The organism is Streptomyces rimosus subsp. rimosus (genome assembly GCF_000720725.1).
Lineage (GTDB): Bacteria > Actinomycetota > Actinomycetes > Streptomycetales > Streptomycetaceae > Streptomyces > Streptomyces rimosus_A.
On record NZ_JOCQ01000062.1, the window covers coordinates 22,538 to 49,191 of the forward strand.

Consider the following 26,654-nt stretch of genomic DNA (forward strand, 5'->3'; position numbering starts at 1 on the left):
GCCGAAGCCGCCGCGCGCCGCGCGGCCCTCACCGCGGCCACGCCGCCGTGTAGTCGTCGATCTCGGCGGTCAGCGCGGCCTTCGCGGCGGTGTCCATGAAGGACGCCTCGACGGCATTCTTGGCCAGGGCGGCGACCCCGGCCGCGTCGAGGTCCAGCAGGCGCGCGGCGACGCCGTACTCCAGGCACAGGTCCGTGCCGAACATCGGCGGATCGTCGCTGTTGATCGTCACCAGCACACCCGCGTCGACCATCTGCTTGAGCGGGTGCTCGTCCAGGGTGCGCACGGCGCGGGTGGCGATGTTCGAGGTCGGGCAGACCTCCAGCGGGATGCGGTGCTCGGCGAGGTGGGCCAGCAGCTTCGGATCCTGGACGGAGCTGGTGCCGTGGCCGATCCGCTCGGCACGCAGCTCGGTCAGCGCGTCCCAGATGGTCTGCGGGCCGGTGGTCTCCCCGGCGTGCGGCACGGAGTGCAGGCCGGCGGCGATGGCCCGGTCGAAGTACGGCTTGAACTGCGGGCGCGGCACGCCGATCTCCGGGCCGCCGAGGCCGAAGGAGACCAGGCCTTCCGGCCGCAGGTCGCAGGCGATGCGGGTGGTCTCCTCGGCGGACGTCAGGCCCGCCTCGCCCGGGATGTCGAAGCACCAGCGCAGCACCACGCCCAGCTCGGTCTCCGCGGCCCGGCGCGCGTCCTCGATGGCCTCGACGAAGGCGGCGTCCGGGATGCCGCGGCGGGTGGAGCTGTACGGGGTGACGGTCAGTTCGGCGTAGCGGATGTTCTGCCGCGCCATGTCGCGGGCGATCTCGAAGGTCAGCAGACGGATGTCCTCGGCGTCGCGGAGCAGGTCCACGACGGAGAGGTAGACCTGGATGAAGTGGCCGAAGTCGCGGAAGGTGAAGTAGTCGGCGAGCGCCTCCGGGTCGGTGGGGACCGCGGAGTCCGGGTGGCGGGCGGCCAGCTCGGCGACGATGCGCGGGGACGCCGATCCGACGTGGTGGACGTGCAGCTCGGCCTTGGGCAGTCCGGCGATGAAGGCGTCGAGATCGGACAACGGTTCCTCCTGGTCGAGGGGGCGAGCTGGGCGTGCCGCGGACGGGAATCATCGTAGGCGGGGAGCGCCGCGCGGACCGGCGCGGGTCTTAGCATGGGGGGAAGCGAAACGTGGGGGGAATGTGGGGGTGTCGATGTCCGGCAGTCAGCAGCCCGAACCGCGCGACCCGTGGGCGCCGCCGGACGACCGGAAGCCGTCGGCCGCGGCCGGGAGGGCTGTGACGGGGGCAGCTATGACCGGGAGAGCCGCGGCCGGGGCGGCCACGACCGGGACAGCTGTGACCGGGACGGCCACGACCGGGGCGGCTATGACCGGGACGGCCACGACCGGGGCGGCCGCGCCGGAGTCGGGCGTGTCGAAGCCGGGTGTGCCGACGGTGGACGTGCCGACGGCGGGCGTGCCGGTGCCCACCCGTACCGCGGCCGGGACCGCGGCGGGCAGCCCGGGCGGCCGGTACGACGTTCCCCCGCCGCCGCCCGCGCCGGGCACGGGCGGCGCGTACGCGCCGCCCGGTTCCGGTGTCCCGCCGATATCCGGCGCCGGGACGGACGGCCAGCAGACCGAAGCCCCGAACGGCACCGGCGGACGGCCGGACGGTGACGGCCTCCCCGCGGGCGCCGCACCCCTTCCCCACGGCGCCCCAGCTTCCGCCACCGCTTCTCCGTACGGCAGCCCCGGGCCCGGCGGCTGGGGCGGCGCTCCGTACCCGGGCGCGCGTCCGGGGCAGTACCTGTCGCCCGGCTACCAGCCCTACTGGATGCCGATCGCGCTGAACAACGGTTTCGGCACCGCCGCCCTCGTCCTCGGGATCGTGGGAACCGTCCTCTTCTTCACCGTGGCCTTCGGGCTCCTCCTCGGTCTGCTCGCGATCATCTTCGGCGCCATCGGGCGGAGCAAGGCCGACCGGGGCGAGGCGGACAACGGCGGGAGCGCGCTGGCCGGGCTGATCATGGGCGGCGTGGCGATGCTGCTGAGCGTGCTCATGGTCTGCTACGTCGTGGTGGCCAACGCGACCTATGAGGACGACGATCCATGGGACCCCGGCTACTCCGACGATTCGGGCTCCGGCGGCTCGACCTCCGGGGGCGGCTTCGGCGCCGACGACGACGGCCCGGATACGGACGGCCCCGGCGCGGACGGCCCGGACAGGTACGAAGCCGCGCCCGCCCCTGGCCCCCGTACGTACGAAAGCGCGACTACCTCCGGTCCCCGTACGCACGCGGCCGCGCCCGTTTCCGTCGCATCGGCACCCACCGCCGTCCCGGACCTCAACGGCCTGTCGGCGGCCCGGACCAGCACCCAACTCGTCGTCCTCGCCCGGTCCTGAAGAGGCTCAACCGACCTCAATGGAATCGCGGTGTGTTCGAGTACCACGGCTGGATCACCGTCAGAGAAACCGCATCTGATGACGACGATGACGCCCGACTGCCGCACGTCGTGGAGGAGCTTCGGCTTCGCATCGCTCGGATGGCCAGTCCCTACCTCCTTGATCCCAGGTGGATGAACGGCGCGCCGTTCATCCACCTGGGCGGCTGTTCCAATCACCGTTCGTCGCCAGATGTCGTCAGTCTGTTCGAGCACGTCGCGGAGGTTGCTCCCGGCTCCTACGGCCTTCTGCATGTTCGCGATGACGAGGACCTGGCCCATGACGACGAGGTACGCGTACTCAGACTCGCTCGGGGCACGGTCACGCAGCACACGGAGGCGCTGCTGTCCCCGTGCATCCCGACGCTGGAAGACCCCTTCACTTGATGAGGTTCTGCCTGGCGGCTCACGGCCGGAGCCATAGGCACATCGCCGCGACCGTGACGGAGCCGTGAAAGACGAAGGTGGCTGCCGGCCGATGGCCCTCCTGGTCACACCCGGACAGTGGGGTGGGCCAGACCGCCCCGTGATCCGCCGAACAGCCCCTAAGCACCCACCCCCGCCGCCAGCCGCTGCCGGGCCTCCATCAGGGCGAAGCCGAGCAGGTTCAGTCCGCGCCAGCGCGCCGGGTTCTGTGCGCGCTCGTCGTCGGCGGCCAGTCCGATGCCCCATATCCGGTCCAGCGGGCTGGCTTCGACCAGGACGCGGGAGCCCGTGCCCAGGAGATACGCGCGCAGGGCGTCGTCCTGGCCGAACTTGTGCGCACTGCCCTCGACCACGTACGCGAAGCGGTGCCGCTCCCACAGCTCGCCGTCGAAGCCGCGCACCGAGCGGCCGGCGTCCTTGGCCTGCTTGGGGTGCACGGCGGATATCGCCCGCCGCTCCGCCTCCGCGTCCTCGAACAGCCGGGCCTTGCAGGCCATCATCCAGTGCTCGGCGGTGGCGTACCGCACGCCGTCGACCGTGAACGGCGACGGCCACCACTGGCTGAAGCAGCTCGCGCCCAGCTCCCCGTCGCGGCGGGGCGTGTGGCCCCAGAAGTAGACGTACTTGTACCGCTCGCCGGCGGCCGTCCGCGCGGTCAGCTCCTCGACCGACCGCGGCCCGTCCGCCGTCGAGGCGGCCGCCGCCTGCGCGGCCCCGGCCGTGTCCCCCGCGCCGCTTCGTGGCTCGTTCATCCCCCTGCCCCCCGTGCTGTCGTGCATCATGCCGGGATTCTGTCAGCGGGCACTGACAACGTGTCGGGGTGCCGTACGACGGAAATCGCAGAATCCGTCGCGTAACCAAAAGGCAACAACGGAATCCCTTGTTGGGGCCCTCCTCCTCTGTCAAGATCAGCCATCGATTCCGGAAAGAGCTACGCCTGGGGTGCCGCCGAGCGGCCCCGGCGTCCGGCGGAGGAGAGCACCATGATTCAGCGATTCGACGTGCGGGACCGATTCGCCGAGGGCGCGCAGTACCTCGCCGGCGGACTCCGGGACGGCAGCTCCGGCCGTACCCAGTACGTGGTCGATCCGGCCACCGGCGAGCAGGTGTACGGCTACCGGCTGGCCTCGACAGCGGACGTGGACGCGGCAGTGGAAGCCGCCGGGCGGGCCTTCCCCGCGTGGGCCGGCGCGACCCCGGGCGAGCGCTCCGACGCCCTGCACCGGTTCGCCACCGTCCTCGCCGAGCGGGCCGGGGAGCTGGCCTACGCCGAGTCGCTCCAGTGCGGCAAGCCGGTCAAGCTCAGCGCGGAGTTCGACGTACCGGGGTCGGTCGACAACGCGGCCTTCTTCGCGGGCGCGGCCCGCCATCTGGAGGGGCGGTCGGCGGGGGAGTACAGCCCCGGCCACACCTCGGTGATCCGCCGCGAGCCCATCGGCGTCATCGGCTCCATCGCGCCCTGGAACTACCCACTGCAGATGGCCGCCTGGAAGGTGCTGCCGGCCATCGCGGCAGGCAACACGGTCGTCCTCAAGCCCGCCGAGATCACCCCGCTGACCTCGGTGATGTTCGCCCAGGCGGCGACCGAGGCGGGCATTCCGGACGGCGTGCTCAACATCGTCTCCGGCGCGGGCCGGGAGGCCGGTGAGCACCTGGTCGCCCACCCGGGCGTCGCCATGACCTCCTTCACCGGCTCGACGGCGGTCGGCAAGCGGGTCGCCGAGATCGCCACCAGCACCGTCAAGCGGCTGCACCTCGAACTCGGCGGCAAGGCCCCCTTCGTGGTCTTCGACGACGCCGACCTGGAGGCCGCGGTGCACGGCGCGGTGGCCGGTTCCCTGATCAACAGCGGGCAGGACTGCACCGCCGCCACCCGCGCCTATGTACAGCGCCCGCTCTACGACGTGTTCGTCAGCGGCGTCGCCGACCTGATGGCGACGGTACGGCTGGGCGACCCGTTCGACCCCGCCACCGACCTCGGCCCGCTGATCTCGTACACCCAGCGGGACCGGGTCGCCGGGTTCGTCGACCGCGCCCGGTCGTACGCCACCGTCGTCATCGGCGGCGCGGCCCCGCAGGCCGAACTGGTCAAGGGCGCGTACTACCTGCCCACACTGATCACGGACGCCGCGCAGGACAGCGAGGTGGTGCAGAGCGAGATCTTCGGGCCGGTGCTGGTCGTGCTGCCCTTCGACAGCGACGACGAGGGAATCGCGCTGGCCAACGACACCCCGTACGGGCTGGCGGCCTCCGCATGGAGCCGGGACGTCTACCGCACCGGCCGCGCGACCCGCGAGATCAAGGCGGGCTGCGTCTGGGTCAACGACCACATTCCGATCCTCAGCGAGATGCCGCACGGGGGCTACAAGGCCAGTGGCTTCGGCAAGGACATGTCCGCCTACTCCTTGGAGGAGTACACGCAGGTCAAGCACGTCATGTACGACAACGCCGGCACGGCGAGGAAGGACTGGCACCGGACCGTCTTCGGTGACCGTGGCTGACACCGGGCTGCCCCGTCCGGGTCCGCACCCGAATCCAGGCGGCGACGGCCGCACCGGCTGACCACCGGGCTCATCCTGAAAGGGCACCGCGCATGGAGGACACCCAGCGGCCCGGGAGCCTGTCCGCGCCCGAGCTCGCCGCCGTACGGCGCAGCCTCACCGACGGCCGGATGGCCATGACCCGGCGGTCGCTGCTGCGCGCGAGCGGGGCGGGCGCGCTGGCGCTCGGCGGCCTCGGCGCGCTGTCGGCCTGCGGCATTCCGCCTGCGGGCCGTACGGATTCGGGCCGGTCCGCGGACCACTCCGGGCAGGAGAAACGTGTCGTCTTCTCCAACTGGACGGAGTACCTGGACGTCAGCGAGGACGGCAAGCGCCGGCCGACGCTCGACGCCTTCACCCGGCGCACCGGTATTGCGGTCAAGTACACCGAGGACGTCAACGACAACGACGAATTCTTCGGAAAGGTCCAGGCGCAGTTGGCGGCCGGGCAGGACACCGGCCGGGACCTGATGGTTCTGACCGACTGGATGTGCGCGCGGATGATCGGGCTCGGCTGGGTGCAGAAACTCGACGCCGCGGCCCTGCCGCACGCGCGCACCAACCTCTCGGACCAGTTCCGCGATCCGGACTGGGACCCGGGGCGCGCCTATTCCTATCCCTGGACGGGCATTCCGACCGTCATCGCGTACAACGCGAAGGCCACCGGCGGGCGTACGGTCGATTCCGTCAGTCAGTTGCTGGACGACCCGAAGCTCAAAGGGCGGGTCGGATTCCTGTCGGAAATGCGGGACAGCGTCGGGCTCACCCTGCTCGACATGGGAAAGCGCCCGGAGGACTGTACGGCGGACGATTTCGACGCAGCGCTGGACCGGCTCCAGAAGGGCGTGGACGGCAAGCAGATCCGGCGCTTCACCGGCAACGACTACATCAACGACCTCAGCAAGGGCGATCTCGCGGCGTGCGTCGCCTGGGCCGGAGACGTCGTCCAGCTTCAGCGCGACAACCCGGACATCAAATTTGCCGTGCCGCGCGCCGGTTACATGACGTCCACGGACAACCTGCTGGTGCCGAACCGGGCCCGCCACAAAAGGAACGCCCAACGCCTCATGGATTACTGCTACGAGCCGAAGGTGGCGGCCCGGATCGCGGCGTACATCAACTACGTGTGCCCGGTCGACGGTGTACGCGAGGAACTGGCGAAGATCGACCGGGACCTGGCGGACAATCCGCTGATCCTGCCGGACCGGGAGATGGCCGCCAGGTCGCATGCCTTCCGCACGCTGAACAGCGCGGAGAGCAAGGAATTCGCCCGGAAATTCGCCGATCTCACAGGTGCCTGAGACGGTTACGCCCGGCCACGCACCGGCCCCGCCCGCCCTCCGACCCACGGGACCACCCATGACACAGACCTCCGGTGGCGACGTCCGCCTCTCCGGGATCAGCAAGACCTACGGCTCCTTCACCGCCGTCCACCCGCTCGACCTGACGGTCCCGGCGGGCTCCTTCTTCGCGCTGCTGGGCGCCTCCGGCTGCGGCAAGACCACCACCCTGCGCATGATCGCGGGCCTGGAGGACCCGTCCACCGGGACCGTCGAGCTGGACGGCAGGGACGTCACCGCGCTGCCCCCGTACAAGCGCCCGGTCAACACCGTCTTCCAGAACTACGCGCTCTTCCCGCACCTGGACATCTACGAGAACATCGCGTTCGGTCTGCGCCGCCGTGGCATCAAATCCGTGAAGAAACAGGTCGAGGAGATGCTCGACCTGGTCGAACTCGGCCCGATGGCGCGCCGTAAACCCCAGCAGCTCTCCGGCGGCCAGCAGCAGCGCGTCGCGGTCGCCCGCGCGCTGATCAACCACCCGCGGGTACTCCTCCTGGACGAGCCGCTGGGCGCCCTCGACCTCAAGCTGCGCCGGCAGATGCAGCTCGAACTCAAGCGCATCCAGACCGAGGTCGGCATCACCTTCGTGCACGTCACCCACGACCAGGAGGAGGCCCTGACGATGGCCGACACGGTCGCGGTGATGAACGGCGGCCGGGTCGAACAGCTCGGCGCGCCGGCCGACCTGTACGAGAACCCGGCCACCACCTTCGTCGCCAACTTCCTGGGCACCTCCAACCTCATCGAGGCCGAGGTGGTGACGGCCGGCGGCGACGAGCTGCTGCTCACCGCGGGGGAGACGAAGCTGCGGCTGCCCGCCGGACGATGCCGCACCACGGCCCGCACCGGTGGCACGGTGCTGGCGGGCGTACGGCCGGAGAAGATCAGTCTCACGCACGCCGACGACGCGGGCGGCATCGCCGAGGGCCGCAACCGGCTGCCGGGACGCATCCGGGACGCCGGTTTCCTCGGCGTCAGCACGCAGTACGTCATCGAGTCCCCGGGCGCCGGCCGCCTCTCGGTCTACGAGCAGAACGTCGAGCGCGACCCCCGCCTGGTGCCCGGCGCCGACGTGGTCCTCCACTGGAGCCCCGCACACACCTTCGGCCTGGACGCCTCCCAGGACATCGGGGCAGGCGCGGACACCGGTGAGGAGGCGGCATGACGACGAGCACCGAAGCGCCGCCACCCGCCGCCCCCGGGGACGCCCCCGAGGACGCGCCGCGGGCCCGCGGGCGCGCGGCGCGCAAACGGCTGGTCCCGTACTGGCTGCTGCTGCCCGGCATCCTCTGGCTGGTCGTCTTCTTCGCCGCGCCGCTGGTCTACCAGGCGTCCACGTCCGTACAGACCGGCTCCCTCGAAGAGGGCTTCAAGGTCACCTGGCACTTCGCCACCTACTGGGACGCGCTGGGGGAGTACTGGCCGCAGTTCCTGCGCTCGGTCGGCTACGCGGCCACCGCGACGGTGCTCTGCCTGGTGCTGGGCTACCCGCTCGCGTACCTCATCGCCTTCAAGGCGGGCCGCTGGCGCAACCTCGTGATGATCCTGGTCATCGCCCCGTTCTTCACCAGCTTCCTGATCCGCACGCTGGCCTGGAAGACGATCCTGGCGGACGGCGGCCCGGTGGTCGGCGTACTGAACTCGCTGCACGTCCTGGACGTGACGAGCTGGCTGGGGCTGACCGAGGGGCAGCGGCTGCTGGCCACGCCGCTGGCGGTGGTGTGCGGCCTGACGTACAACTTCCTGCCGTTCATGGTGCTGCCGCTGTACACCTCGCTGGAGCGCATCGATCCGCGGCTGCACGAGGCCGCCGGCGACCTGTACGCCCGCCCCGTCACCACCTTCCGCCGGGTGACCTTCCCGCTGTCCATGCCGGGCGTGGTGGCCGGCACGCTGCTGACGTTCATCCCGGCCGCCGGTGACTACATCAACGCCGAACTGCTCGGCTCCACCGACCAGAAGATGATCGGCAACGTCATCCAGTCGCAGTTCCTGCGCGTCCTGGACTACCCGACGGCGGCCGCGCTCTCCTTCATCCTCATGGCGGCCATCCTCGCCATGGTCACCATCTACATCCGCAAGTCCGGGACGGAGGACCTGGTGTGAGGGCCGTACTCCGGTGGCTGCGCCGCCACCTCGTCGTGCTCGCGGGCCTGGCCACGCTCGCGTATCTGCTGCTGCCCAACCTCGTCGTGCTGGTCTTCTCGTTCAACAAGCCCAACGGGCGCTTCAACTACGAGTGGCAGCGCTTCTCCACGGACGCCTGGAGCGACCCGTGCGGCGTCGCCGACCTGTGCGGCTCGCTGGGCCTGAGCCTGCAGATCGCCGTCTGGTCGACGGTCGGCGCCACCGTCCTCGGCACCATGATCGCCTTCGCGCTGGCCCGCTACCGCTTCCGCGCCCGGCCCGCCGTCAACACCCTGATCTTCCTGCCGATGGCGATGCCCGAGGTGGTGATGGCCGCCTCGCTGGCCACCCTGTTCCTCAACATGGGCATCCGGTTCGGGTTCTGGACGATCCTGATCGCACACGTCATGTTCTGTCTGAGCTTTGTCGTCACTGCGGTCAAGGCCCGCGTGATGAGTATGGACCCGCGCCTGGAACAGGCGGCACAGGACCTCTACGCGTCGCCCGCACAGACGTTTCTGCGCGTCACCCTGCCGATCGCCGCGCCCGGTATCGCGGCCGGCGCGCTGCTCTCCTTCGCCCTGTCCTTCGACGACTTCATCATCACGAACTTCAACGCCGGCTCGACTGTGACGTTCCCCATGTTCGTCTGGGGATCGGCGCAGCGTGGCACACCCGTTCAGATCAATGTCATCGGAACGGCGATGTTCCTGATCGCCGTGCTCTGCGTCCTGGGGGCACAGCTGCTCTCCGGACGCCGGAAGAGGAGCTGAGAACCATGGCACGAGCTGCCATGACCACCCCCGTCCACGCCCTCGCGGACGCCGCCCCGACCTCCTTCTGGCTGGACGACCCGGACCGTCCGGCCGCCCTCCCCGCCCTCGTCGGCGACGAGCACACCGACCTGCTCGTCGTCGGCGGCGGCTACTCGGGCCTGTGGACCGCGCTGATCGCCAAGGAACGCGACCCCGCACGCGACGTCGTCCTCGTCGAGGGCCAGGAGACCGGCTGGGCCGCCTCCGGCCGCAACGGCGGCTTCTGCGCCGCCTCCCTGACCCACGGCCTCGGCAACGGCCTGGACCGCTGGCCGGACGAGCTGAAGAAGCTCGAAGAACTCGGCGCCCGCAACCTGGACGCCATCGAGGACGCCGTCACCCGCTACGGCATCGACTGCGCCTTCGAGCGCACCGGCGAGATCGACATCGCCACCGAACCCCACCAGGTCGCCGAGCTGAAGGAGAGCGCCGCACAGGCCGAGCGGCTGGGCCTGAGCGGCATCGAGTTCCTCGACCGCGAGGCGCTGCGCGCCGAGGTCGACTCGCCGACCTTCCTGGCCGGCCTCTGGAACCGTACGGGCGTCGCCATGCTCAACCCCGCGCGGCTGGCCTGGGGCCTGAAGAAGGCGTGCCTGGACCTCGGCGTACGGATCTACGAGCACACGCCCGCCACCGCCCTGGCCGCCGACGGCCTCGGCATGGCGGCCCGCACGCCCTACGGCCGGGTCTTCGCCCGCCGGGTCGCCCTGGGCACCAACGTCTTCCCGTCCCTGGTGCGCCGCGTGCGCCCGTACGTCGTCCCGGTCTACGACCACGCCCTGATGACCGAGCCGCTGTCCGACGGGCAGCTGGCCGCCATCGGCTGGCGGGGCCGCCAGGGCCTGTCCGACAGCAACCACCACTTCCACTACTTCCGGCTGACCGCCGACCACCGCATCCTGTGGGGCGGCTACGACGCCGTCTACCGCTTCGGCGCGTCGGTCCGCGCCGAGTACGACCACCGCCCCGCCACGTACGAGAAGCTGGCCCGGCACTTCTTCCAGTGCTTCCCACAGCTCGCGGGCCTGCGCTTCACCCACGCATGGGGCGGCGCCATCGACACCTGCTCGCGCTTCTCGGCCTTCTTCGGCACCGCGCACGCCGGCCGGGTCGCCTACGCGGCCGGCTACACGGGCCTGGGCGTGGGCGCCACCCGCTTCGGCGCCGAGGTGATGCTCGACTTCCTGGCGGGCGAACGCACCGAGCGCACCGAACTGGAGATGGTCCGCAGGAAGCCGCTGCCGTTCCCGCCGGAGCCGCTGCGCTGGGCCGGGATCGGCCTCACGCAGTGGTCCATGACCCGGGCCGACACCCACGGCGGCCGCCGCAATCTGTGGCTGCGGGCGATGGACAGGGCCGGGCTCGGCTTCGACAGCTGACGGACCGACCGTACGGCGGGCGCGCTTCCCGGCGCGCCCGCTCTCTCGTGGGCGCGCCCGTCTTCCTCGGGCGCGCCCGCCGCCCCAAGCTCCCGTACGCGCCACTCCACGCCCCCCGCTGCTTCCGTCCACCGCGAAAAACCCCGGCAAACCCGTGTAAGGATGCCGCCGCCGCGGTCTCTCACCGGGCGGACAGCGGTCCGAGCGGACCGCGGAAGCGAGGGGACATGGACGCCGCGGGGGCCAAGAACGCAGTGGAGTGGCTGGTGACGGCGGCAGCGGACCCCGATGCCTGCCGGAGGGAGTGGGAGCGCAACCCCCTCGGCGTCGCGCTCCTCCCGGCCGGCCGGATCTGGGACGTGCTGATCGTGCCCGGCGCGCTGGGACGCCCGACGCTGGACGTGCTGACGCGGATGACGGAGCGGCCGGGGCCGGTGCTCGGGGACTTCGGGGACGCCCGTACGGGCTTCTTCGTGCCGCTGGGCACGGCCGCGCGCTGGCTGGGCACCGGAGTGCGCGGCGCGGGAAGCGGCAGCTGGATCGTGGTGCCGTATCCGGGCCGTGCGACGGGCGGCGTGCGCTGGCTCGTCACCCCCGACGGCACGGGGCGGCTCACCGAACCGGCGGTGCTCGAACTGGCGATGCACGAGGCCGCCGCCTGGCTCGCAGCCGGGCCATGAGACGGGACACGAACCGGCCGTCCACGGCGCCGCGCTGAGTCGTCCGGACCCGGCATCTGTGATTCCGAACGGGAGGCCGTACGCGAGGGCCCCCGCCGGGCCGGGCGCAGTGGGCGTCCGCCGCCCGCTTCAGGTGCCGCATTTCCAGGGGGAAGAGTTGTGCGCACGTCGGAACACGTTCTCGGGAGACTCGGCGTCGAGCCGGAGACGGAGACGGTCTACCGGGCACTGCTGGCTCAGCCGTACGCCGCACCGGCCGCATTGGCGGACCGTACGGAATGACGGACGGTCGGGAAGTCGGACGGGCCCTTGGCCGTCTGGCCGAACTGGTGCTGGTACGCCCTTCGGCGGGCACCCGGGCAGGCTGTACGCGGTGAGCCCGCGCATGGGCATGGATATTCTGCTCGCCCGGCAGCAGGCCGAACTCGCCGCGCAGCAACAGCGCGTGGAGGGAAGCGGGGCCGCCGCCCGGCTCGTCTCCGAATTCGCCGTGCACCAGCAACGCCCTGGCCGAGCGGTACGGATTCCGGCTCACCGGCGTCGAACGGCTGCCGGTGCACGGCGGCCGGCTCCGCTACGTCCTCACCCGGGCCGGACGCCGCAGGCCCGCTCCGGCGGTGACCGAAGTCCTGGCCGAAGAGGAGGCACGCGGGCTGACGGACCCCGCGACCCTGGACGCCTTCGCGGGCCGCGTGGAGCGCGCACGCGGGGCCCTGGTGGCGCTGCTCGAAGCGCTGCGCGCCGCGGGCCGTACGGTGGCGGGCCACGCGGCCACGGCCAAGAGCTGCACCGTGACCACGTACTGCGGTCTGGGCCCCGCCTGGTCCCCTACGGCCACGACAGCGCTCCGGCCAAACAAGGCAGGGTGACGCCCGGCGCCCATATCCCCGTGCGCCCGCCCGCGGCCTTCGCCGCGCCCTATCCGGACTACGCGCTGCTGTTCGCGTGGAACCACGCCGAAGAGATCATGGCAAGGGAGAAGGAGTTCCGGGCCGCGGGCGGGCGGTGGATTCTGTACGTGCCGGAGGTGCGTGTGGTGGGAGGACCGGGCGTCCCCGCCGCTCAGCGATGCTCATGCGTCGGAGCTGACGGGCCCGAGCTGCCCCGTGAGCCGGAACAGTGCTTCCGCGTTGCCGGAGGCGATCTTGGAGCGGTCCGTGGGGTGAGGAATGGCGTCGAAGAATGCGCGGATCGCCGCCGCGTCGGGGCGGTGGAAGGGATAGTCGGTGGAGAACAGCACCTGGTCGGCGCTGGTGAAGTCGAGCGTGTGGCGCAGCAGGCGCTCTTGGAGCATCCCGCTGCTGGTGATGTGGATGTTGGTGGTGAGGTAGTCCGAGATCCGGCGTTCGAGGTGGGTGGCGATACCGGAGAGGCTGTCGACCCGGTCCATCCAGAACAGCAGCATCTCGCCCCAGTGGCCGAGGACGAGCTGGAGGCCGGGGTGGCGGTCGAAGGTGCCGCGCAGGATCAGACGCAGCGCCGCGAGGCCCGCGTCCATGTGCCAGCCCCAGCCGAAGGTCGCCAGACCGAGGTCGACCTGGGGGCCCAGGCCCCGGTAGGCGGCGTCGCGCAGCTGGTGGGACGGGATCTGCGGATGGATGAAGACCGGCTGGTTCAGGCGGGCCGCGGTGGCGAACAGGTCGTCGTAGGCGTCGTCGTCCAGCGGGCGGTCACCGGCCCGCCCATGCACCATCGCGCCGACGTGCCCCAGGCGGGTGGCGCACCGTTCGAGTTCCGCGGCGGCCGCCTGCGGGTCGCCGGTGGGCAGGGTCGTGAACGCCCGGAACCGGGTGGGGTACGCGGCGACCGCGTCGGCGGCCTCGTCGTTCGCGTCGCGGGCCAGGGCGACGGCTTCACGTGGCGGGAGGGCCTGGGTGGCGGGGGTGACGACCGACAGGATGGACAGGTCGATGCCGGCGGCGTCCATTGTCTCGATGCGGCCCGGGCCGATGTCTTCGAGCCGGGCCTGGTTGTCGCCCGTGGTGTTGAAGGCGACGCTCTCGTCCCGTGCGGCGCCCTGGAGCCGGTCGAGCGCGTCGCGGACGGCGGCGCTGTTCCAGTGTTCTTCAATCGCGATGATCTTCATGTTCCCGTTCTTCGGCTCTGGGGTGGGGCTGGTGTCACCAGCGGACGGTTCGGCCCTGATGGTCCAGGAACTGCAGTCCGCCCTTGCCTGTCTGGGCGTTGATCGTCTCGACCACGCCGGGGATGCTTTCGTCGATCGTCAGGCGTGCGGAGGGGCCGCCCAGGTCGGTCTTCACCCAGCCTGGCGCCATGAGCAGCTAGGCGTGGGGGCGTCGGCATGGCGCGCGGCGAAGCCGCGCATGAGCTGGATAGGGCCGATTTGCCGACGCGGTAGACGTCGCAGCTGTCGTTGTCGGCGATGCTGCCCTGCCCGGAGGACATCTCCCCGATCGTGCCGGTGGCGGGGACGAGGTTTCGCAGTTTCTCGATCACGCGCAGGGGGCTCAGCGCTTTGGTCACCAGCATCTGCACAAAGGTTTCCGTGGAGATGTCCGCGGAGGTCTTCTCGGCACCGTCGGCGGTTCCCGCGTTGGCGAACAGGAGGTCGAACCGACAGGAGGTCGAACCGCCGGTCGGCCAGCCGGCCGTGCAGCGCCTCGATCTTCTCGGGCGAGGTGATGTCGACATGTTCCTCGGTGAGGCGGTCGCTGGAGGCGGCCAGGCGGTGCAGTCCGGTCCCGCGCGTTCCGCGGACCGTGGCGGTCACCTGCCGGCCCCGCGCCGCCACGTAGGCAGCGGCCAGCGCGTGGCCCAGCCCGCGGGAGGCGCCGATGATCAAAGCGGTCTCGCCGTCGGATGCTGTCACGACTGCTCCTGGTGTCGGGGCGGGCCCATGCGCCGCGGGTTCGGCGCCGGGCCGGGCCGCATGAGGTAACTATCGCTTGACAGGAAACGTACGAAGCTGGCGCTTGCCTGTCAAGCGATAACTATCTTTCGACAGGCAAGTTATCCTGGTGGGGTGGACGAGAAGCAGACCTCCCAGCTCTTCGAGCTCGCCGACCTGATCCTGGCGGTGGGTCGCCATATCCAGGCGTCCAAGGAGGCCGCGGCCGAGTCCTGGACGCCCTTGGAAGGGGCCGTGATGCGTTTCATCGACCGCCACCCTGGTACGACTCCCGGCGCGGCGGCTGAAGCCACCCAGCTGATCTCCAGCAACTTCTCCAGGGCGCTGCGCGGCCTGGAGAAGCGAGGTCTGGTACGGCGGGACGTCGACGAACACGACGCACGCCGCGTACGCCTCTACCCCACCGACGCGGCGCAGGAGAACCTGTCGCGGCTGCGGGAGGCCTGGAGCCGTCTGCTCGACGGGACGATCACCGACACTCACGAAATCGCCACAGTGACATCGGCCCTTCAGCGCATTGAGGCGCAGCTTGCCCAGAAGCCGGGCCGCCGGCCAGGAGAGCCCCAGTAGTTCACGCGGCCGTCCGCGGCGCCCGATGCGGCGCCGTTCCCGCCGGCTGCTCCAGCCGCGGCACGATGGTGGCCGGGGACGACAGCGCCGCCGTCTCGTCCCGGACTTCGGCTGCCGCGGTCGGCATGGCGTCATCCGTGAGCAGGTGGCGCAACAGATCCGCGTCCACCGCCTCCGGGCTGCTGGCCATGCCGACGCCCCGTGCGCGCAGGATGCGGGCCGCCTCGTGGCCGTCGGCGCCGCCCGGCAGGACCAGGTGGCGTACGCCCGCGCCGAGGCCGGCCGGCGTGGTGCCGTTGCCGCCGTGGTGGACCATCGCGGTGCAGGTCGCCGGCGGCATGGTCAGCGGCAGCCGGCCCTCGGCCCGTACGTTGGCAGGCAGGGGCCCCCAGTACGGCGGGATCGGCGTCGCCGAGCGCCAGGACGAACTCGGCGTCCACCGCGCCGGCCGCGCCCATCACCGTACGCCGCTCGCCGACGCCGCTCGCCGACGGCGCTCAGCTGCGGGCGCAGCGTGCCGAGCGTGACCGCGACCCGGGACCGGGCCGGGCGCTCCAGCAGCCAGGGCGGCCCCGGTGGTGTAGGGGGCGCCCGCATGGGGCAGCCGCCCAGGTCGTATGTGGCGATGCTGGGCGGGCGGGTGTCGATCGTCGCTGCGGGCGGGGGCGACCCGGCCCGGCCAGGCCGTACCGCTGGTACGCGGCGGCCAGCCACCGCTCGAAGCGGCTGCTGAACTGCCGGAAGTGGTGGCAGCTGATGGAGTGCTCGACCGCTGGCACGCCGAGCGGCGCGGCCACGAGGGGGCCCGCGCCCTGGAGTTCGGTGTACAGCACGAGGCCGGGCCGCCAGGCTCTGGCGACCTCGACGGTCCGCTCGACGGTTGCCTCCGAGGTCCTGGCGAACAGTTCGGTGGCCAGGGCGACGGCCTCGGGCGAGTCCGTACGGAACCGGTCGAAGGGCATGCCGCGTTCGGCCGGCAGCCGCCCGAAGATCTCCTCGGTGTCGGCGGCGGGGGAGAAGTCAAAGGCGTGCAGTCCGGCGTGCGCCACGTGGGCGCGGGAGGCGGCGCCCGGGGTGGCGAACAGGACGTCGTGCCCCGCGGCGCGCAGCGCGTGCGCCAGCGTTATCGGCGGGAAGACGTGCCCCGCCCCGTGGGACGTGGCCACCAGGACGGGCATGGTTCAGCCCTCCGCCCGGAGTGCCAGCCGGTTGCCGGCGGCCACGGCCGTGCGCGGTGCGGCGGCCACTCGGCGGACATCGCCGTCGCCGAGCCCCGGGTGCAGTGGCAGGCGCAGTGTCTCGGCGGCGGCCCGCTCCGCGCCCGGCGGGGCGGGCCCGCCGGGCGCGGAGCGGGCACCTTGTGCAGCGGCGCATAGCGGAAGTCGTGTAGAGCCGTCCCGGAGCGGTGCTGCTGCCACCCGGTCGCGCAGACCGGCCGCCACCTGCGCCCACTAGAAGAAGTACGACGACTCGTGCCCGGCCGGCAGCGGGGCGGCAGGCGCAGCGCGTCGCAGCCGGCCAGCTCCCGGCCAGCTCCCGGTCGTACAGCTCGACGATCTCCCTGTGGCAGGCGAGGAACGCGGGCAGCCGGTCCAGCTGGACCACGCCGATCGCTGCGGTCAGGTCGTTGCCGAGCTCCCGGCGCCCCGGCTCGGGCACGTCCGGCTCTCACCAGCGGGACGGGACCCGCGCGTGGCCCAGACCGGTTGGCTGGACCAGGCCGGGGTACGCCAACCGGCCCGCCTGTACCGCCAGTTCGGCATCCCGTACGTGCAGCATCCTGCCGTCGCCGGTGGTCAGCACCTTGGCCGCGTCGAAGCTCCGCATCGCCAGGTCGCCGAAGGTGCCGACCGCCCGGCCGTCCACGCGCGAGGCCACGGAGCAGGCGCAGTCCTCGACCAGGACGCGGCCCGCGGCGCGGCAGCGGGCGGCGATGCGCGCGTTGTCGCCGGGATGGCCGCCGTAGTGCAGCACCACCACCGCTTTCGTACGGGGCGTGACGGCGGCCTCGATGGTGCGGGCGGGCACGTCGCGGAAGACGGGGCGGCCGCCGGCCCGGACCACCGCGTTGGCGGCGGCCGCGAAGCTGGGCGAGGGCAGCACCACCTCGTCGCCGGGCCGCAGGCCGAGCAGTTCGGCGGCGAGGAAGAGGCCCGCCGTACCTGAGTTGAGGAACGGCACCTGCTCCGGCCGCGCCCCGATGTGCGTGGCGAAGGCGGCTTCGAAGGCGGCGCTGCGCGGTCCGTGGTCGAGCCGGCGGTCCGCTAACGCCGCCGCCATGGCGGCGAGTTCCGCATTCCCGGCCTGCGGCTGGAAGAGGCCGATCATGTCGTGGTCCTCGCATTCTCGAAAGGGTGCGTGCCTGGGGCGGGCCCGGGGGCGCGGAAAGCGGGTGGCGCGGGACCGAAACGGCCACGGACGGTTCGGGCCCGTGGCGGCGTCTTCCGTGCATGGGGCGGCGGGGAGAAGGTCGCATCTGTCAGCGAGATGTCACTCGGCCATGGAAAGATCTTGAAAGCTCAAGTACTGTCGCTGTCCGTGCCCGGCCGACCGGCCCGGCACACCGCTGCCCCGGAGAGGAACCATGACCTCCCAAGCCGTCCCCGCGCCCGGCCCGACCACCGCCGGTGCCTTAGACGACACCCCATCCTGGACCCTGGCCGAACCCGGCCCCTTCGGCGTCCTGCTCACCCCGGCCGAACCCGGCACCCCGGTCACCGCCGTCCCCGTGCCGTGGCTGCGCGACCTGGCCCGCCGGCACCACCTCGTCGCCCTGCGGGGCTTCACCGCCCCCGCCGACGCCGCCGCCCTCGACGCCTACGCGCGCACCTGGGGCGAGCTGATGGAGTGGCCGTTCGGCACGGTCTTCGACGTACGCGCCCACCAGGACCCCGAGGACCACGTCTTCGACACCGGCTTCATGCCGCTGCACTGGGACGGGATGTACGTCGAGCACGTCCCCGAGTTCCAGATCTTCCACTGCGTCGAGGCCCCCGGAGCGGCCGAGGGCGGCGGCACGCTCTTCTGCGACACCACCCGCGTCCTCGCCGACGCCGATCCCGCGACCCTGGAGCGCTGGAGCGGCCTGACCCTGCGCTACCGCAACACCAAGGTCTCGCACTACGGCGGACTCGTCGTCTCGCCGCTCATCGAGCCGCACCCGGATGCCGGGTTCCCGGTGATGCGATTCCTCGAACCGGTGCCGGACGGCGAGCACATCATCAACGAGCCGGACGTCGGCATCGACGGGCTGGAGGGCGCGGCGGAGGCCGCCGAACTGGCCGCCATCCGCGACGCCGCGTACGACCCCCGCCACTGCCACGTCCACGCCTGGCAGCAGGACGACATCGTCATCGCCGACAACTACACCCTGCTGCACACCCGCGTGCCCTACCGCCGCGGACTGCCCCGCCACCTGCGTCGCGTCCACGTCCTGGGCGATCCCCCGCTGCGCAGCCACATCCACGACCAGCAGGCGGCCGACACCCGGCGGGGGAACGCATGACCGTGACGTACGAGCAGCACGCCGACCGCCCGGAACAGGGGGAGGACGAGGGCGATGCCGCGTATGAAGCCGCCACGCGGCAGTACTGCGCCCAGATCCTGGAGCTGCTGCTGCCGCACCGCCGCCCCGTCGGCGCGCCGGACGGGGCGGCGGGGGGCGACGGCCCGCACGACCGCCACCGGCCCGAGGAGTGCTTCGCCGAACAGCTCACCCAGATACGGGACTTCGTCGCCCGGCGGGAGCCGGTGCTGCTGACCCTGCCGGCCTTCCCCTGCAAATCGCCCAACCCCGCCAAGGTCGTCGGCCACCTGCCGGACCTCGGTGAACTGCTCTCGCTGCGCTTCCTGGACGACCTGTGCGCCGCGATCGGCGCCGTCTACCCGCCCGGCGCCCGGCTGCTGATCTGCTCGGACGGCCATGTCTTCGGCGACCTCATACGGGTTTCGGACGCGCACATCGACGCGTACGGCAAGGCGCTGCGCGACATGATCGACGCCACCGGCCTGCGGCACATCGACACTTTCGGCCTGGACCACGTATACGGGGACCGCACCTACGACGAGAAGCGCGCCCTGCTGGAGCGGGACTTCGCGCAGAGCCTGGAGGAGCTGCGGGCCGAGGTGCGGGCCGGCGGCCCGGCGCTGAGCCACTACCGCGGCACCATCCGCTTCCTCGTCGAGGACACCGCGGAGTGGACCGGCTCGAAGGCGCAGTTGCAGCGCGAGTGCCGCGGGCGCGCGTACGGCGTGCTGCGGCGCAGCCGGGCATGGGGCGAACTGATCGCCCACCACTACCCGCGCAACGTGCGGCTGTCCATCCACCCGCAGTCCTGCGGCTCGGCGAAGTTCGGGATCGCGCTGCTGGAGGCGGCGGACAACTGGCTCACGCCCTGGCACGCCGTCGTCGTGCAGACCGGCGCGGACCGCTTCCGGCTGATGAAGCGGCACGAGGCGGAGCGGGTGGGGATACCGGCGGGCCCGAGCTGGCGGCCGAGCCACTACATCGCGTCGGAGCTGTTCGACGTGGCGAGCTGACCGTCCGGCCCGTGCGGGCGGGCAGCCCGTCGCCCGCACACCGCCGTACAGACCGTGAGCAGCACCCCACCCAGGCACCAACTGGCCAGCACATCCAGCGGCCAGTGATAGCCGCGGCGCACCAGGCCGATGCCGACCGCCAGGTTGAGCAGCCCGACGACGGCTGCTGCGACAGCGGTCGGCTTCGGTCTGCGCGGGTGCTCCCGTGACGCGGCCAGCAGCAGCGCCGCCGCTCCGTAGGCGACCGCTGCCGTAGCCGCGTGGCCTGAGGGAAAGAAGCCGCCGTGCATGCCGCCCGCCATCTCGGGCGGTCCCGGCCTGGCCAGCCAGGTCTTCAACGGGACCACCAGCGCGGGCACCACCGCCATCGTCAGAACGGCGGCCAGCGGCGGCAGCCACCAGCGCGGCGCGCCCGCCCGCCTGCCGCGCCAGGCCCCGTACAACGCCGCGAGCGCGAGCACCGGCAGGGCGACCGCCGTGTTGCCGAGGTCGGCGAAGAACTCCGCCGGCGAGGTGGGCACGGAGCTGTGGACCAGCGCGCGGCCGAGGCGTTCGTCCAGCGCGCGCAGCGGGCCGTCGGAGGCCACCTGCCAGGCGAGGACCGCGAAGAGTACGGCGCACAGAACGCCGAGGAGACCGAGGAGAAGGCCGCGCCGGAGGAAGGAGGTCGGCCGCCTCGGAACAGGGGGGGTGGTTCCGAGGCGGCCGCGCTGACCGGAGCGCCGCGCGCCCCGGGGGGTTTGGGGCGGGCGGCCGTCCGATCGGTGAGGATGCCCGGGGCACGGAGCCCCGGAGGTGTGCGCGAAGGCACGGCCTGGCCGAAGCCGGGGAAGCCCCGGCCGGGCGTCGCTCACGGTCTTCTGTGAGCGGGGTGTATCTCTCATCTGCAGAAACCGTACGGCAGGGAGACGGGGCCGGACAGCCGGATCACCCGGCCACCATCGGCCCCGCACACATTCTTCACGTCCTGCCGCCGGTCCCGCCGGGTCACACCGTCGCGAGCGCGCTCTCGATGATGTTCAGGCCCTCGTTCAGCAGGTCCTCGCCGATGACCAGCGGCGGCAGGAAGCGCAGTACGTTGCCGTACGTGCCGGTGGTCAGCACCAGCAGGCCCTCCTGGTGGCAGGCCGCCGCCAGCGCCGCGGTCGCCTTCGGGTTCGGCTCCTTGGAACCGGGCTCCACCAGCTCGATGGCGATCATCGCGCCCCGGCCGCGGACCTCGCCGATGATGTCGTGCTTGTCCGCCATCGCCTGCAGGCGCGGCTTCATGATCTCGCCGATCCGGCGGGCCTTCGCGTTCAGGTCCTGCTCGCGCATGGTCTCGATGGCGCCGAGCGCCGCCGCGCAGGCCACCGGGTTGCCGCCGTAGGTGCCGCCCAGGCCGCCCGCGTGCGCCGCGTCCATGATCTCGGCGCGGCCGGTGACGGCCGCCAGCGGCAGACCGCCCGCGATGCCCTTCGCGGTCGTGATCAGGTCCGGGACGATGTTCTCGTCCTCGCACGCGAACCACTGGCCGGTACGGCAGAAGCCGGACTGGATCTCGTCCGCGACGAAGACGATGCCGTTCTCCTTCGCGAACTGGGCGATGGCGGGCAGGAACCCCTTGGCCGGCTCGATGAAGCCGCCCTCACCGAGCACCGGCTCGATGATGATCGCGGCCACGTTCTCCGCGCCGATCTGCTTGGTGATCTGCGAGATGGCCTGGTCCGCGGCCTCCTGGGCGCAGTTCTCCGGGCCGGTCAGCCAGCGGTAGGGGTAGGCCAGCGGCACCCGGTAGACCTCGGGCGCGAACGGGCCGAAGCCGTGCTTGTACGGCATGTTCTTCGCGGTCAGCGCCATCGTCAGGTTCGTCCGGCCGTGGTAGCCGTGGTCGAAGACGACGACCGCCTGGCGCTTGGTGTACGCGCGGGCGATCTTGACGGCGTTCTCCACGGCCTCCGCGCCCGAGTTGAACAGCGCCGACTTCTTGGCGTGGTCGCCCGGGGTCAGCTCGGCCAGCTGCTCACAGACCTCCACGTACGGCTCGTACGGCGTGACCATCACACAGGTGTGGGTGAAGTCCGCGAGCTGCGCGGCGGCCCGGCGCACCACGGCCTCGGCGCTGTTGCCGACCGAGGTGACGGCGATGCCCGAACCGAAGTCGATGAAGGAGTTGCCGTCCACGTCCTCCAGGACGCCGCCGCCCGCGCGCTTGGCGAAGACGGGCAGTACCGCCCCGACGCCGCCGGCCACGGTGGCCTGCTTGCGCGCCCACAGCTCCTGGGACTTCGGGCCGGGGATCGCGGTGACGACGCGACGCTCCTGGGGGAGGGCGGGGCCTCCGGACAGTTCGGTCATGGCAGTCTCCTGGGGTGGAACGGGACGTTCTGAAGGGTTGTGCTCGCAGGCTAGGGGGCGGAACGGGGCGTCGGCATGTTCCGTTCGGGAGAAGTACGCGTGTTGCGTTGTCCGCACCGGACATAGCGGCGCGGTACGGCCAGTAGATTGAGCGGCGGCGTACGCAGCGAACAGCAGGGCGCGGACGCGGGGCCGTTCCCGCCGCGCGCCCGCACGTCTCAAGGGGGACGAGGGGCACCGGATGGACACCGAGGGCACGCAGCACGACGCACCGCACACCCGCACCGACCACCACGTACCCCGTCCCGCGGCACCACCGGCCCCGTCTGCCCCGCCGTCGGCCCCGTCCGCCCGGCCGGTCCCCGGCATCCCGCCGGTGCCGCAGGCCCCGCCCGCCTTCGAGGACGGCGCGTTCCTGCGCTGGCTGCGCGCGCCCCGCCGGGCCGCCGCGCCCGGCATCTGGACGTACGGGCACGTCCCACGGGCCGCCGAGAACCCCGACCGGGTGCCCACCCGGCAGCTCGTCACCGGCGCGCTGATCTCGTTCCTGTGCGGCTGGCTGCTGTGGTCCCTGCTGTGGAACGGCTACCTCGGCCCGTACTGGCTCTATCCGCTGCTGCTCCTGACGCCCGACTCCTGGCGCTCGGCCGGCGGCGACAAGATGATCTTCGTTACGCTGACGTACCTCTACTACGCGCTCGTCCTGGCCCTCCTCGTGCTGGTCTTCGGACGCCTCGGACGCTGGCGGGAACTGGGGCGGCGCCTGCTGGGACCCATGCTGCGCCGAGCCCGGCAACAGCGGCCCGACGCCGTGCCGGAGCCGGAAGCGGACCGCGCGCAATGGCCCGCCCTGCGCGCGGGCGGCGCGCCGGACGCCGCCGACAAGCTCGCCGCCGAGGCCTTGGCCGGCCGGATGAATGACGTGGACGTCGCCCGCATCGAACGCGCCTGGCACTCCGTACGCTCCGGCAAGAACTCCCTCGCCTCCTTCACCGACACCGTCCTGCGGCACGGCGCCGCCGCCTGCGCCCACCCTTCCGGCCTGCGGGATCTGCCCGCCCGCGCCGCGCACCACGACCTGCTCGCCCAGCAGGTGCGCATCGGCACCGCCACCGACCACCCCCGCAACCCCCACCAGCACCGCGGTACGGGCTTCGCCCTCGACCCGACGCTGCTGGGCACCTCCCTCCTGGCCGTCGGCCCGCCCGGCTGCGGCAAGACCACCCGCGTGGTGCGGCCCGTCGTGGAGGCCATGTGCCTCCAGGCGCTGGCCGGGCGGGGCGCGGTGGTCGCCGTCGGCGCGGCGGGCTCGGCCCTCGGCCCGGACGACGCGTTCGATGCGGTCGTACGGATCGGCGCCCCCGAACCGGACTGCGACCTCGACCTGTACGGGGGCACCACCGACCCCGACGAGGCGGCCGGCATCCTCGCCGAAGCGCTCGTCGGCGACCTGGCCGCCACCCTGCCCGGCGGCGACAGCCGGCGCGCCGCCACCGCGCTCGGCCAGCTCCTCGGCCCGTACCGCGCCGCGCACGGCCGCTTCCCGTCCGTACCCGAACTGCGCGAACTCCTCGACGGCTCGGCGACGGCGCTGGCCGCGCTGCGGGAGGCGCTGGACGCTGTCGGGGCGCAGCCGCTGCTGCGCGAGCTCGACGCCCGCGCACGGCAGGCCGGCCGCCCCGGCGACATCGGCGACCTCCTCGCCGACCGCGTCGCCCTCCTCGACCGCCCCGCCTTCGCGCCGTACTTCGACCCCGAAGGCGGCGACCGCCAGCTCTCCCTGCGCGCGCTCGACCACCCGCTACGGGTCCGTATCGACTTGCCCGAACGCGGCCACGCGGAGGCGTCACGCATCCTGGCCCGGCTGGTGCTGGCCCAGTTCACCGAGTGCGCGGCGGCCCGCACGGACCGCTCGCTCTTCGCCTGCCTGGTCCTCGACGACGCGGCGCACACCGTCACCGCCGAGTCGCTGCGCGGCCTCCAGCGGCTGCGCGCCGCCAACGCGGGCGTCCTGCTGACCCTGCGCTCGCTCGACGACGTACCCGAGTCCCTGCGCAGCGCGCTGCTCGGCGCGGTGGGCTGCCGGATGGCGTTCGCGGGCGTGACGACCTGGGACGGGGCGCGGTTCGCCGAGGTGTGGGGGAAGGAGTGGGTCGAGACGCGCGACGTGACGGACCGTCAGATCATCGCGGAAGGCGCGGCGATGAAGGCGTTCCACATCTTCCGCCACCTGGTCACCGGCAAGGCCGCCACCGCCAAGGCCGTCACCGTCCGCACGGTGGAACGTGAACGCTGGTCCGCCTCGGACCTGGCCAACTCGGTGCCGCCGGGGCACGCGGTGCTGTCGGTCACGTCGGTGCGGGGGGAGCATGCGGCGCCGGTCCTGGTGGATCTGCGGGGGTGAGAAGGGCCTTGCGGGGTGAGGGGGCCCTGCGGGGGGGGGGAGGGCCCTGCGGGCCCGGTGCCGGGCGGAGGTCAACCGGCGGGTGTGCCGGGTGCGGTGTGGTCCACCGCAGTGGGCCCCGCTCCCGCATGGTGCGCCGCCGTACCGCCGGTGAACGCGTCGAAGTCGCCGCGGTCGGCCCTCTCGCCGAGCCGCGCCAGAGGCTGTGCCCGTTCCTCCTGCTGCCGCGCGGCTCCATGCGGTGGGGCTCCATGCGGTGGGGCCCCATGCCGCGCGGCTCCATGCGGCGCGGCCTCATGTGATGTGGCCCCATGCGGCGCGGCTCCATGCGGTGCGCCCCCACGCGGCGCGGCCTCATACGACGCGGCCCCATGCGGCGCGGCATCCACCGGGCCTTCCCGCACCACCCCCGTAGCCGTGATCTCCACCAGCTGCCCCGGATAACCGAGGACCGTGACGCCTACGAGCGTGGACGTGTGCGGGCCCGTGGAGAGGGCCGAGGCGCGAACCTCATCCCAGGCGGTGCGGAGGTCCGCGGAGGTGGTGGCGGCCACGTACACCGTGCTGGCGATCACCCGGTCCAGGCCGCTGCCGGCCGCCTCCAGCTGGGCGGCGAGGTTGGTGAGGACCTGACGGGTCTGGGCGGCGAGGTCGTCGGGGCCGACGAGGGCGCCGTCCGCGTCGAGCGGGACCGCGCCCGCGGTGAAGACCAGGCGCTCACCCGCCTCCACTACGGCGGCGTGCGAGTAGCGCGGGGGCGGGAACAGGGCGGGCACGGTCGTGAAGCGGGCCATCGGGTCCTCCGGGGCGGCGTCTGCGGTGGTGCCGTATCGGGCGGTGCCGATGCCGATCAGCTCACGGCGTGGCCGGGCGCGTCCACCAAATTTCAGCGCGCCACCTGCACGCCCCGCCCCGTACGGCCGTATCCCCGGACGAACCCACCCCCGCACCCCTCCGCTGAGGCAGAATCGGCAGCGACCGTTCATACGGGACGGCGAAGATCACCGACCGTCACCGTCACCGCCCCGCCGACGCCCCCGAAGGTCCCATGCCGCACACGCTCGCCTCCCTGGCCCACCACTCCGCGCTCAAGCTGACGGTGCTCGCGGGCGCGGACCGGCTGGACACCCCCGTGCGCTGGGCGCACGCCAGCGAGCTGATCGATCCGGTGCCGTACATGGAAGGCGGCGAGCTGCTGCTCATCACCGCCCTCAAGCTGGACGCCGAGGACCCGGAGACCGCCCGCAGGTACGTGCGGCGGGTCGCGGGCGCCGGTGTCGTCGGGCTCGGCTTCGCGGTCGGCGTCAACTACGAGGACGTGCCGGACGCGCTGGTCACCGCCGCCGCCGAGGAGGGTCTGCCGCTGCTCGGCGTGCCCCGCAGCACCCCGTTCATCGCCATCAGCAAGGCCGTCTCCGCCGCCGTCGCCGCCGACCAGTACCGCGCGGTGACCGAGGGCTTCGAGGCGCAGCGCGAGCTGACCCGGGCGGCGCTCGGTGCCGAGGGCCCGGCCGAGCTGCTGGCCCGGCTCGCCGCGCACCTCAAGGGCTGGGCCGCGCTGTACGACGCGTCCGGCGCGGTGGTCGCCGCGGCACCCGACTGGGCCGCGCGCCGCGCCGCCCGGCTCGGCGACGACGTGGGGCGGCTGCGTGAGCGCCCGGCGCCCGCCAGCTCGGTGGTCAGCGAGGCGGCCGGCGACGACCGGGTCGAGCTGCAGTCGCTGGGCACCGGCCGCCGCGCCCGCGGCGTGCTCGCGGTCGGCACGGGCGCCCCCCTGGGCACCGCCGAGCGCTTCGCCGTGCACTCCGCCGTTGCCCTGCTGACCCTGACCACCGAGCGTTCCCGCGCCCTCCAGGAGGCCGAGCAGCGGCTCGGAGCAGCGGTGCTTCGGATGCTGCTGGCGGGGGAGCCGGACCACGCGCGGGCGGTCGCCGGCCGGCTGTACGGCGGGCTCCTGGACGCCCCGTTCCGGGTGGTGGTCGCCGAACCGGTCGCCGCGGACGGCGCGGAGCCCGCGGACGGGCCGTCCGCCCTGGACACACTCGCCGACGCCATGGAGTCGGCGGCGGCCCGCACCGGCGAAGCGGTGCTGGCCGTGCCGGAGAGCGGCCGGCTGGTCGTGCTGGCCGCCGACGGCGGGGCCGCCGCCGAGGCGTGCGCCGAGCATGCCGCGGAGGCCGAGGCCCGCTTCGGCGGGCAGCCGCTGCCG

The 26,654-nt window shown here is 72.6% G+C and carries 25 protein-coding genes and 1 pseudogene; 16 read left to right on the forward strand and 10 right to left on the reverse strand.

Annotation, left to right across the window (positions count from 1 at the left end; translation table 11 throughout):
• Positions 1-28: 28 nt before the first annotated feature.
• Positions 29-1,051 carry an adenosine deaminase gene (locus IH45_RS0127725; protein ID WP_030674136.1) on the reverse strand — a complete coding sequence of 341 codons (1,023 nt, stop codon included), beginning with the start codon at positions 1,049-1,051 and terminating at the stop codon, positions 29-31.
• Positions 1,052-1,403: 352 nt separating this feature from the next.
• On the opposite strand from IH45_RS0127725, the gene IH45_RS1000000145475 reads away from it, so the two are divergent.
• Together IH45_RS1000000145475 and IH45_RS0127735 are read left to right on the forward strand one after the other, a co-directional pair.
• Positions 1,404-2,378, forward strand: coding sequence for a DUF4190 domain-containing protein (locus IH45_RS1000000145475; protein WP_158813283.1), 975 nt, complete (start codon positions 1,404-1,406; stop codon positions 2,376-2,378).
• Between the two features lie 32 nt (positions 2,379-2,410).
• The gene (locus tag IH45_RS0127735) at positions 2,411-2,803 is read left to right on the forward strand and encodes an Imm7 family immunity protein (RefSeq protein ID WP_030674141.1); all 393 of its coding nucleotides are present in this window, start codon (positions 2,411-2,413) and stop codon (positions 2,801-2,803) included.
• Between the two features lie 158 nt (positions 2,804-2,961).
• Here the strand turns inward: IH45_RS0127735 and IH45_RS0127740 are convergent, their stop codons facing one another.
• Positions 2,962-3,594, reverse strand: a complete 633-nt coding sequence (locus IH45_RS0127740) for an NADAR family protein (RefSeq protein WP_032918562.1) — start codon at positions 3,592-3,594, stop codon at positions 2,962-2,964.
• A 231-nt stretch (positions 3,595-3,825) separates the two neighbouring features.
• On the opposite strand from IH45_RS0127740, the gene IH45_RS0127745 reads away from it, so the two are divergent.
• From IH45_RS0127745 to IH45_RS1000000146980, 9 genes and pseudogenes are all read left to right on the forward strand, one after another.
• Complete coding sequence (locus IH45_RS0127745) at positions 3,826-5,343, forward strand: gamma-aminobutyraldehyde dehydrogenase (protein ID WP_030674153.1); 1,518 nt, start codon at positions 3,826-3,828, stop codon at positions 5,341-5,343.
• 92 nt (positions 5,344-5,435) lie between these two features.
• Complete coding sequence (locus IH45_RS0127750; RefSeq protein WP_030674155.1) at positions 5,436-6,683, forward strand: polyamine ABC transporter substrate-binding protein; 1,248 nt, start codon at positions 5,436-5,438, stop codon at positions 6,681-6,683.
• Positions 6,684-6,741: 58 nt separating this feature from the next.
• On the forward strand, positions 6,742-7,890 hold the full coding sequence (locus tag IH45_RS0127755; RefSeq protein ID WP_030674158.1) for an ABC transporter ATP-binding protein: 1,149 nt from the start codon (positions 6,742-6,744) through the stop codon (positions 7,888-7,890).
• Complete coding sequence (locus IH45_RS0127760) at positions 7,887-8,831, forward strand: ABC transporter permease (protein WP_030674162.1); 945 nt, start codon at positions 7,887-7,889, stop codon at positions 8,829-8,831. The genes IH45_RS0127755 and IH45_RS0127760 overlap by 4 nt, the downstream gene beginning before the upstream one ends.
• The gene (locus IH45_RS0127765; RefSeq protein WP_030674165.1) at positions 8,828-9,625 is read left to right on the forward strand and encodes an ABC transporter permease; all 798 of its coding nucleotides are present in this window, start codon (positions 8,828-8,830) and stop codon (positions 9,623-9,625) included. Before IH45_RS0127760 ends, IH45_RS0127765 begins: the two co-directional genes overlap by 4 nt.
• A 5-nt stretch (positions 9,626-9,630) precedes the next feature.
• Positions 9,631-11,046, forward strand: a complete 1,416-nt coding sequence (locus tag IH45_RS0127770) for an NAD(P)/FAD-dependent oxidoreductase (protein WP_030674168.1) — start codon at positions 9,631-9,633, stop codon at positions 11,044-11,046.
• A 227-nt stretch (positions 11,047-11,273) separates the two neighbouring features.
• Positions 11,274-11,726 (forward strand): bifunctional DNA primase/polymerase, encoded by a 453-nt coding sequence (locus IH45_RS0127775; RefSeq protein WP_030674170.1) that lies wholly within the window; start codon positions 11,274-11,276, stop codon positions 11,724-11,726.
• Between the two features lie 159 nt (positions 11,727-11,885).
• Positions 11,886-12,008 (forward strand): hypothetical protein, encoded by a 123-nt coding sequence (locus IH45_RS1000000150685; protein WP_267885161.1) that lies wholly within the window; start codon positions 11,886-11,888, stop codon positions 12,006-12,008.
• A gap of 272 nt (positions 12,009-12,280) precedes the next feature.
• A pseudogene (locus IH45_RS1000000146980) lies at positions 12,281-12,690 on the forward strand (methyltransferase C-terminal domain-containing protein); the annotation flags it as partial.
• A gap of 108 nt (positions 12,691-12,798) precedes the next feature.
• Here IH45_RS1000000146980 and IH45_RS0127790 read toward each other — a convergent pair.
• Both IH45_RS0127790 and IH45_RS1000000150195 read right to left on the reverse strand, forming a co-directional pair.
• Positions 12,799-13,812 (reverse strand): amidohydrolase family protein, encoded by a 1,014-nt coding sequence (locus tag IH45_RS0127790; RefSeq protein ID WP_030674178.1) that lies wholly within the window; start codon positions 13,810-13,812, stop codon positions 12,799-12,801.
• Positions 13,813-13,846: 34 nt separating this feature from the next.
• On the reverse strand, positions 13,847-13,987 hold the full coding sequence (locus IH45_RS1000000150195; protein ID WP_234440697.1) for a hypothetical protein: 141 nt from the start codon (positions 13,985-13,987) through the stop codon (positions 13,847-13,849).
• 722 nt (positions 13,988-14,709) lie between these two features.
• On the opposite strand from IH45_RS1000000150195, the gene IH45_RS0127800 reads away from it, so the two are divergent.
• Positions 14,710-15,165 carry a MarR family winged helix-turn-helix transcriptional regulator gene (locus IH45_RS0127800; protein ID WP_030674181.1) on the forward strand — a complete coding sequence of 152 codons (456 nt, stop codon included), beginning with the start codon at positions 14,710-14,712 and terminating at the stop codon, positions 15,163-15,165.
• 1 nt (position 15,166) lies between these two features.
• Here IH45_RS0127800 and IH45_RS1000000146985 read toward each other — a convergent pair whose 3' ends face one another.
• From IH45_RS1000000146985 to IH45_RS1000000150200, 3 genes are all read right to left on the reverse strand, one after another.
• Positions 15,167-15,568, reverse strand: coding sequence for a glycosyltransferase (locus IH45_RS1000000146985; protein ID WP_324607962.1), 402 nt, complete (start codon positions 15,566-15,568; stop codon positions 15,167-15,169).
• A gap of 94 nt (positions 15,569-15,662) precedes the next feature.
• Positions 15,663-16,343, reverse strand: a complete 681-nt coding sequence (locus IH45_RS1000000146990) for a glycosyltransferase family protein (RefSeq protein WP_050515232.1) — start codon at positions 16,341-16,343, stop codon at positions 15,663-15,665.
• A gap of 490 nt (positions 16,344-16,833) precedes the next feature.
• A complete protein-coding gene (locus IH45_RS1000000150200) occupies positions 16,834-17,493 on the reverse strand; it encodes an aminotransferase class I/II-fold pyridoxal phosphate-dependent enzyme (RefSeq protein ID WP_234440698.1) in 660 nt (219 codons plus the stop codon).
• A gap of 256 nt (positions 17,494-17,749) precedes the next feature.
• Between IH45_RS1000000150200 and IH45_RS0127815 the strand changes: the two genes are divergently transcribed.
• Entirely contained in the window at positions 17,750-18,670 is a 921-nt protein-coding gene (locus tag IH45_RS0127815) for a TauD/TfdA dioxygenase family protein (RefSeq protein WP_050515233.1), read from the forward strand.
• Positions 18,667-19,704, forward strand: a complete 1,038-nt coding sequence (locus IH45_RS0127820; RefSeq protein ID WP_030674185.1) for an L-tyrosine/L-tryptophan isonitrile synthase family protein — start codon at positions 18,667-18,669, stop codon at positions 19,702-19,704. The genes IH45_RS0127815 and IH45_RS0127820 overlap by 4 nt, the downstream gene beginning before the upstream one ends.
• Here the strand turns inward: IH45_RS0127820 and IH45_RS0127825 are convergent.
• Complete coding sequence (locus IH45_RS0127825) at positions 19,668-20,291, reverse strand: phosphatase PAP2 family protein (RefSeq protein ID WP_030674186.1); 624 nt, start codon at positions 20,289-20,291, stop codon at positions 19,668-19,670. The two genes, IH45_RS0127820 and IH45_RS0127825, sit on opposite strands and share 37 nt — an antisense overlap.
• Before the next feature lie 400 nt (positions 20,292-20,691).
• Complete coding sequence (gene gabT / locus IH45_RS0127830; protein WP_030674195.1) at positions 20,692-22,041, reverse strand: 4-aminobutyrate--2-oxoglutarate transaminase; 1,350 nt, start codon at positions 22,039-22,041, stop codon at positions 20,692-20,694.
• Positions 22,042-22,282: 241 nt separating this feature from the next.
• Between gabT and IH45_RS0127835 the strand changes: the two genes are divergently transcribed.
• Positions 22,283-24,445, forward strand: a complete 2,163-nt coding sequence (locus IH45_RS0127835; RefSeq protein WP_030674199.1) for a type IV secretory system conjugative DNA transfer family protein — start codon at positions 22,283-22,285, stop codon at positions 24,443-24,445.
• A 71-nt stretch (positions 24,446-24,516) separates the two neighbouring features.
• Here IH45_RS0127835 and IH45_RS1000000150205 read toward each other — a convergent pair whose 3' ends face one another.
• Positions 24,517-25,239, reverse strand: a complete 723-nt coding sequence (locus IH45_RS1000000150205) for a RidA family protein (protein ID WP_063763062.1) — start codon at positions 25,237-25,239, stop codon at positions 24,517-24,519.
• Between the two features lie 254 nt (positions 25,240-25,493).
• Between IH45_RS1000000150205 and IH45_RS0127845 the strand changes: the two genes are divergently transcribed.
• Positions 25,494-26,654: PucR family transcriptional regulator ligand-binding domain-containing protein (locus IH45_RS0127845; protein ID WP_030674203.1), on the forward strand; the 1,161-nt coding region annotated here is incomplete at its 3' end.

Bases quoted from the DNA above. Each gene is read 5' to 3' on its own strand.
- IH45_RS1000000146990 (WP_050515232.1), bottom strand. From the start codon at position 16,343: ATGCCCGTCCTGGTGGCCACGTCCCACGGGGCGGGGCACGTCTTCCCG.
- IH45_RS0127755 (WP_030674158.1), top strand. From the start codon at position 6,742: ATGACACAGACCTCCGGTGGCGACGTCCGCCTCTCCGGGATCAGCAAG.
- IH45_RS0127770 (WP_030674168.1), top strand. From the start codon at position 9,631: ATGGCACGAGCTGCCATGACCACCCCCGTCCACGCCCTCGCGGACGCC.
- IH45_RS0127760 (WP_030674162.1), top strand. From the start codon at position 7,887: ATGACGACGAGCACCGAAGCGCCGCCACCCGCCGCCCCCGGGGACGCC.
- gabT (WP_030674195.1), bottom strand. From the start codon at position 22,041: ATGACCGAACTGTCCGGAGGCCCCGCCCTCCCCCAGGAGCGTCGCGTC.
- IH45_RS0127745 (WP_030674153.1), top strand. From the start codon at position 3,826: ATGATTCAGCGATTCGACGTGCGGGACCGATTCGCCGAGGGCGCGCAG.
- IH45_RS0127815 (WP_050515233.1), top strand. From the start codon at position 17,750: ATGACCTCCCAAGCCGTCCCCGCGCCCGGCCCGACCACCGCCGGTGCC.
- IH45_RS0127835 (WP_030674199.1), top strand. From the start codon at position 22,283: ATGGACACCGAGGGCACGCAGCACGACGCACCGCACACCCGCACCGAC.
- IH45_RS1000000150205 (WP_063763062.1), bottom strand. From the start codon at position 25,239: ATGGCCCGCTTCACGACCGTGCCCGCCCTGTTCCCGCCCCCGCGCTAC.
- IH45_RS0127775 (WP_030674170.1), top strand. From the start codon at position 11,274: ATGGACGCCGCGGGGGCCAAGAACGCAGTGGAGTGGCTGGTGACGGCG.
- IH45_RS1000000150200 (WP_234440698.1), bottom strand. From the start codon at position 17,493: ATGATCGGCCTCTTCCAGCCGCAGGCCGGGAATGCGGAACTCGCCGCC.
- IH45_RS0127740 (WP_032918562.1), bottom strand. From the start codon at position 3,594: ATGAACGAGCCACGAAGCGGCGCGGGGGACACGGCCGGGGCCGCGCAG.
- IH45_RS0127820 (WP_030674185.1), top strand. From the start codon at position 18,667: ATGACCGTGACGTACGAGCAGCACGCCGACCGCCCGGAACAGGGGGAG.
- IH45_RS0127790 (WP_030674178.1), bottom strand. From the start codon at position 13,812: ATGAAGATCATCGCGATTGAAGAACACTGGAACAGCGCCGCCGTCCGC.
- IH45_RS0127750 (WP_030674155.1), top strand. From the start codon at position 5,436: ATGGAGGACACCCAGCGGCCCGGGAGCCTGTCCGCGCCCGAGCTCGCC.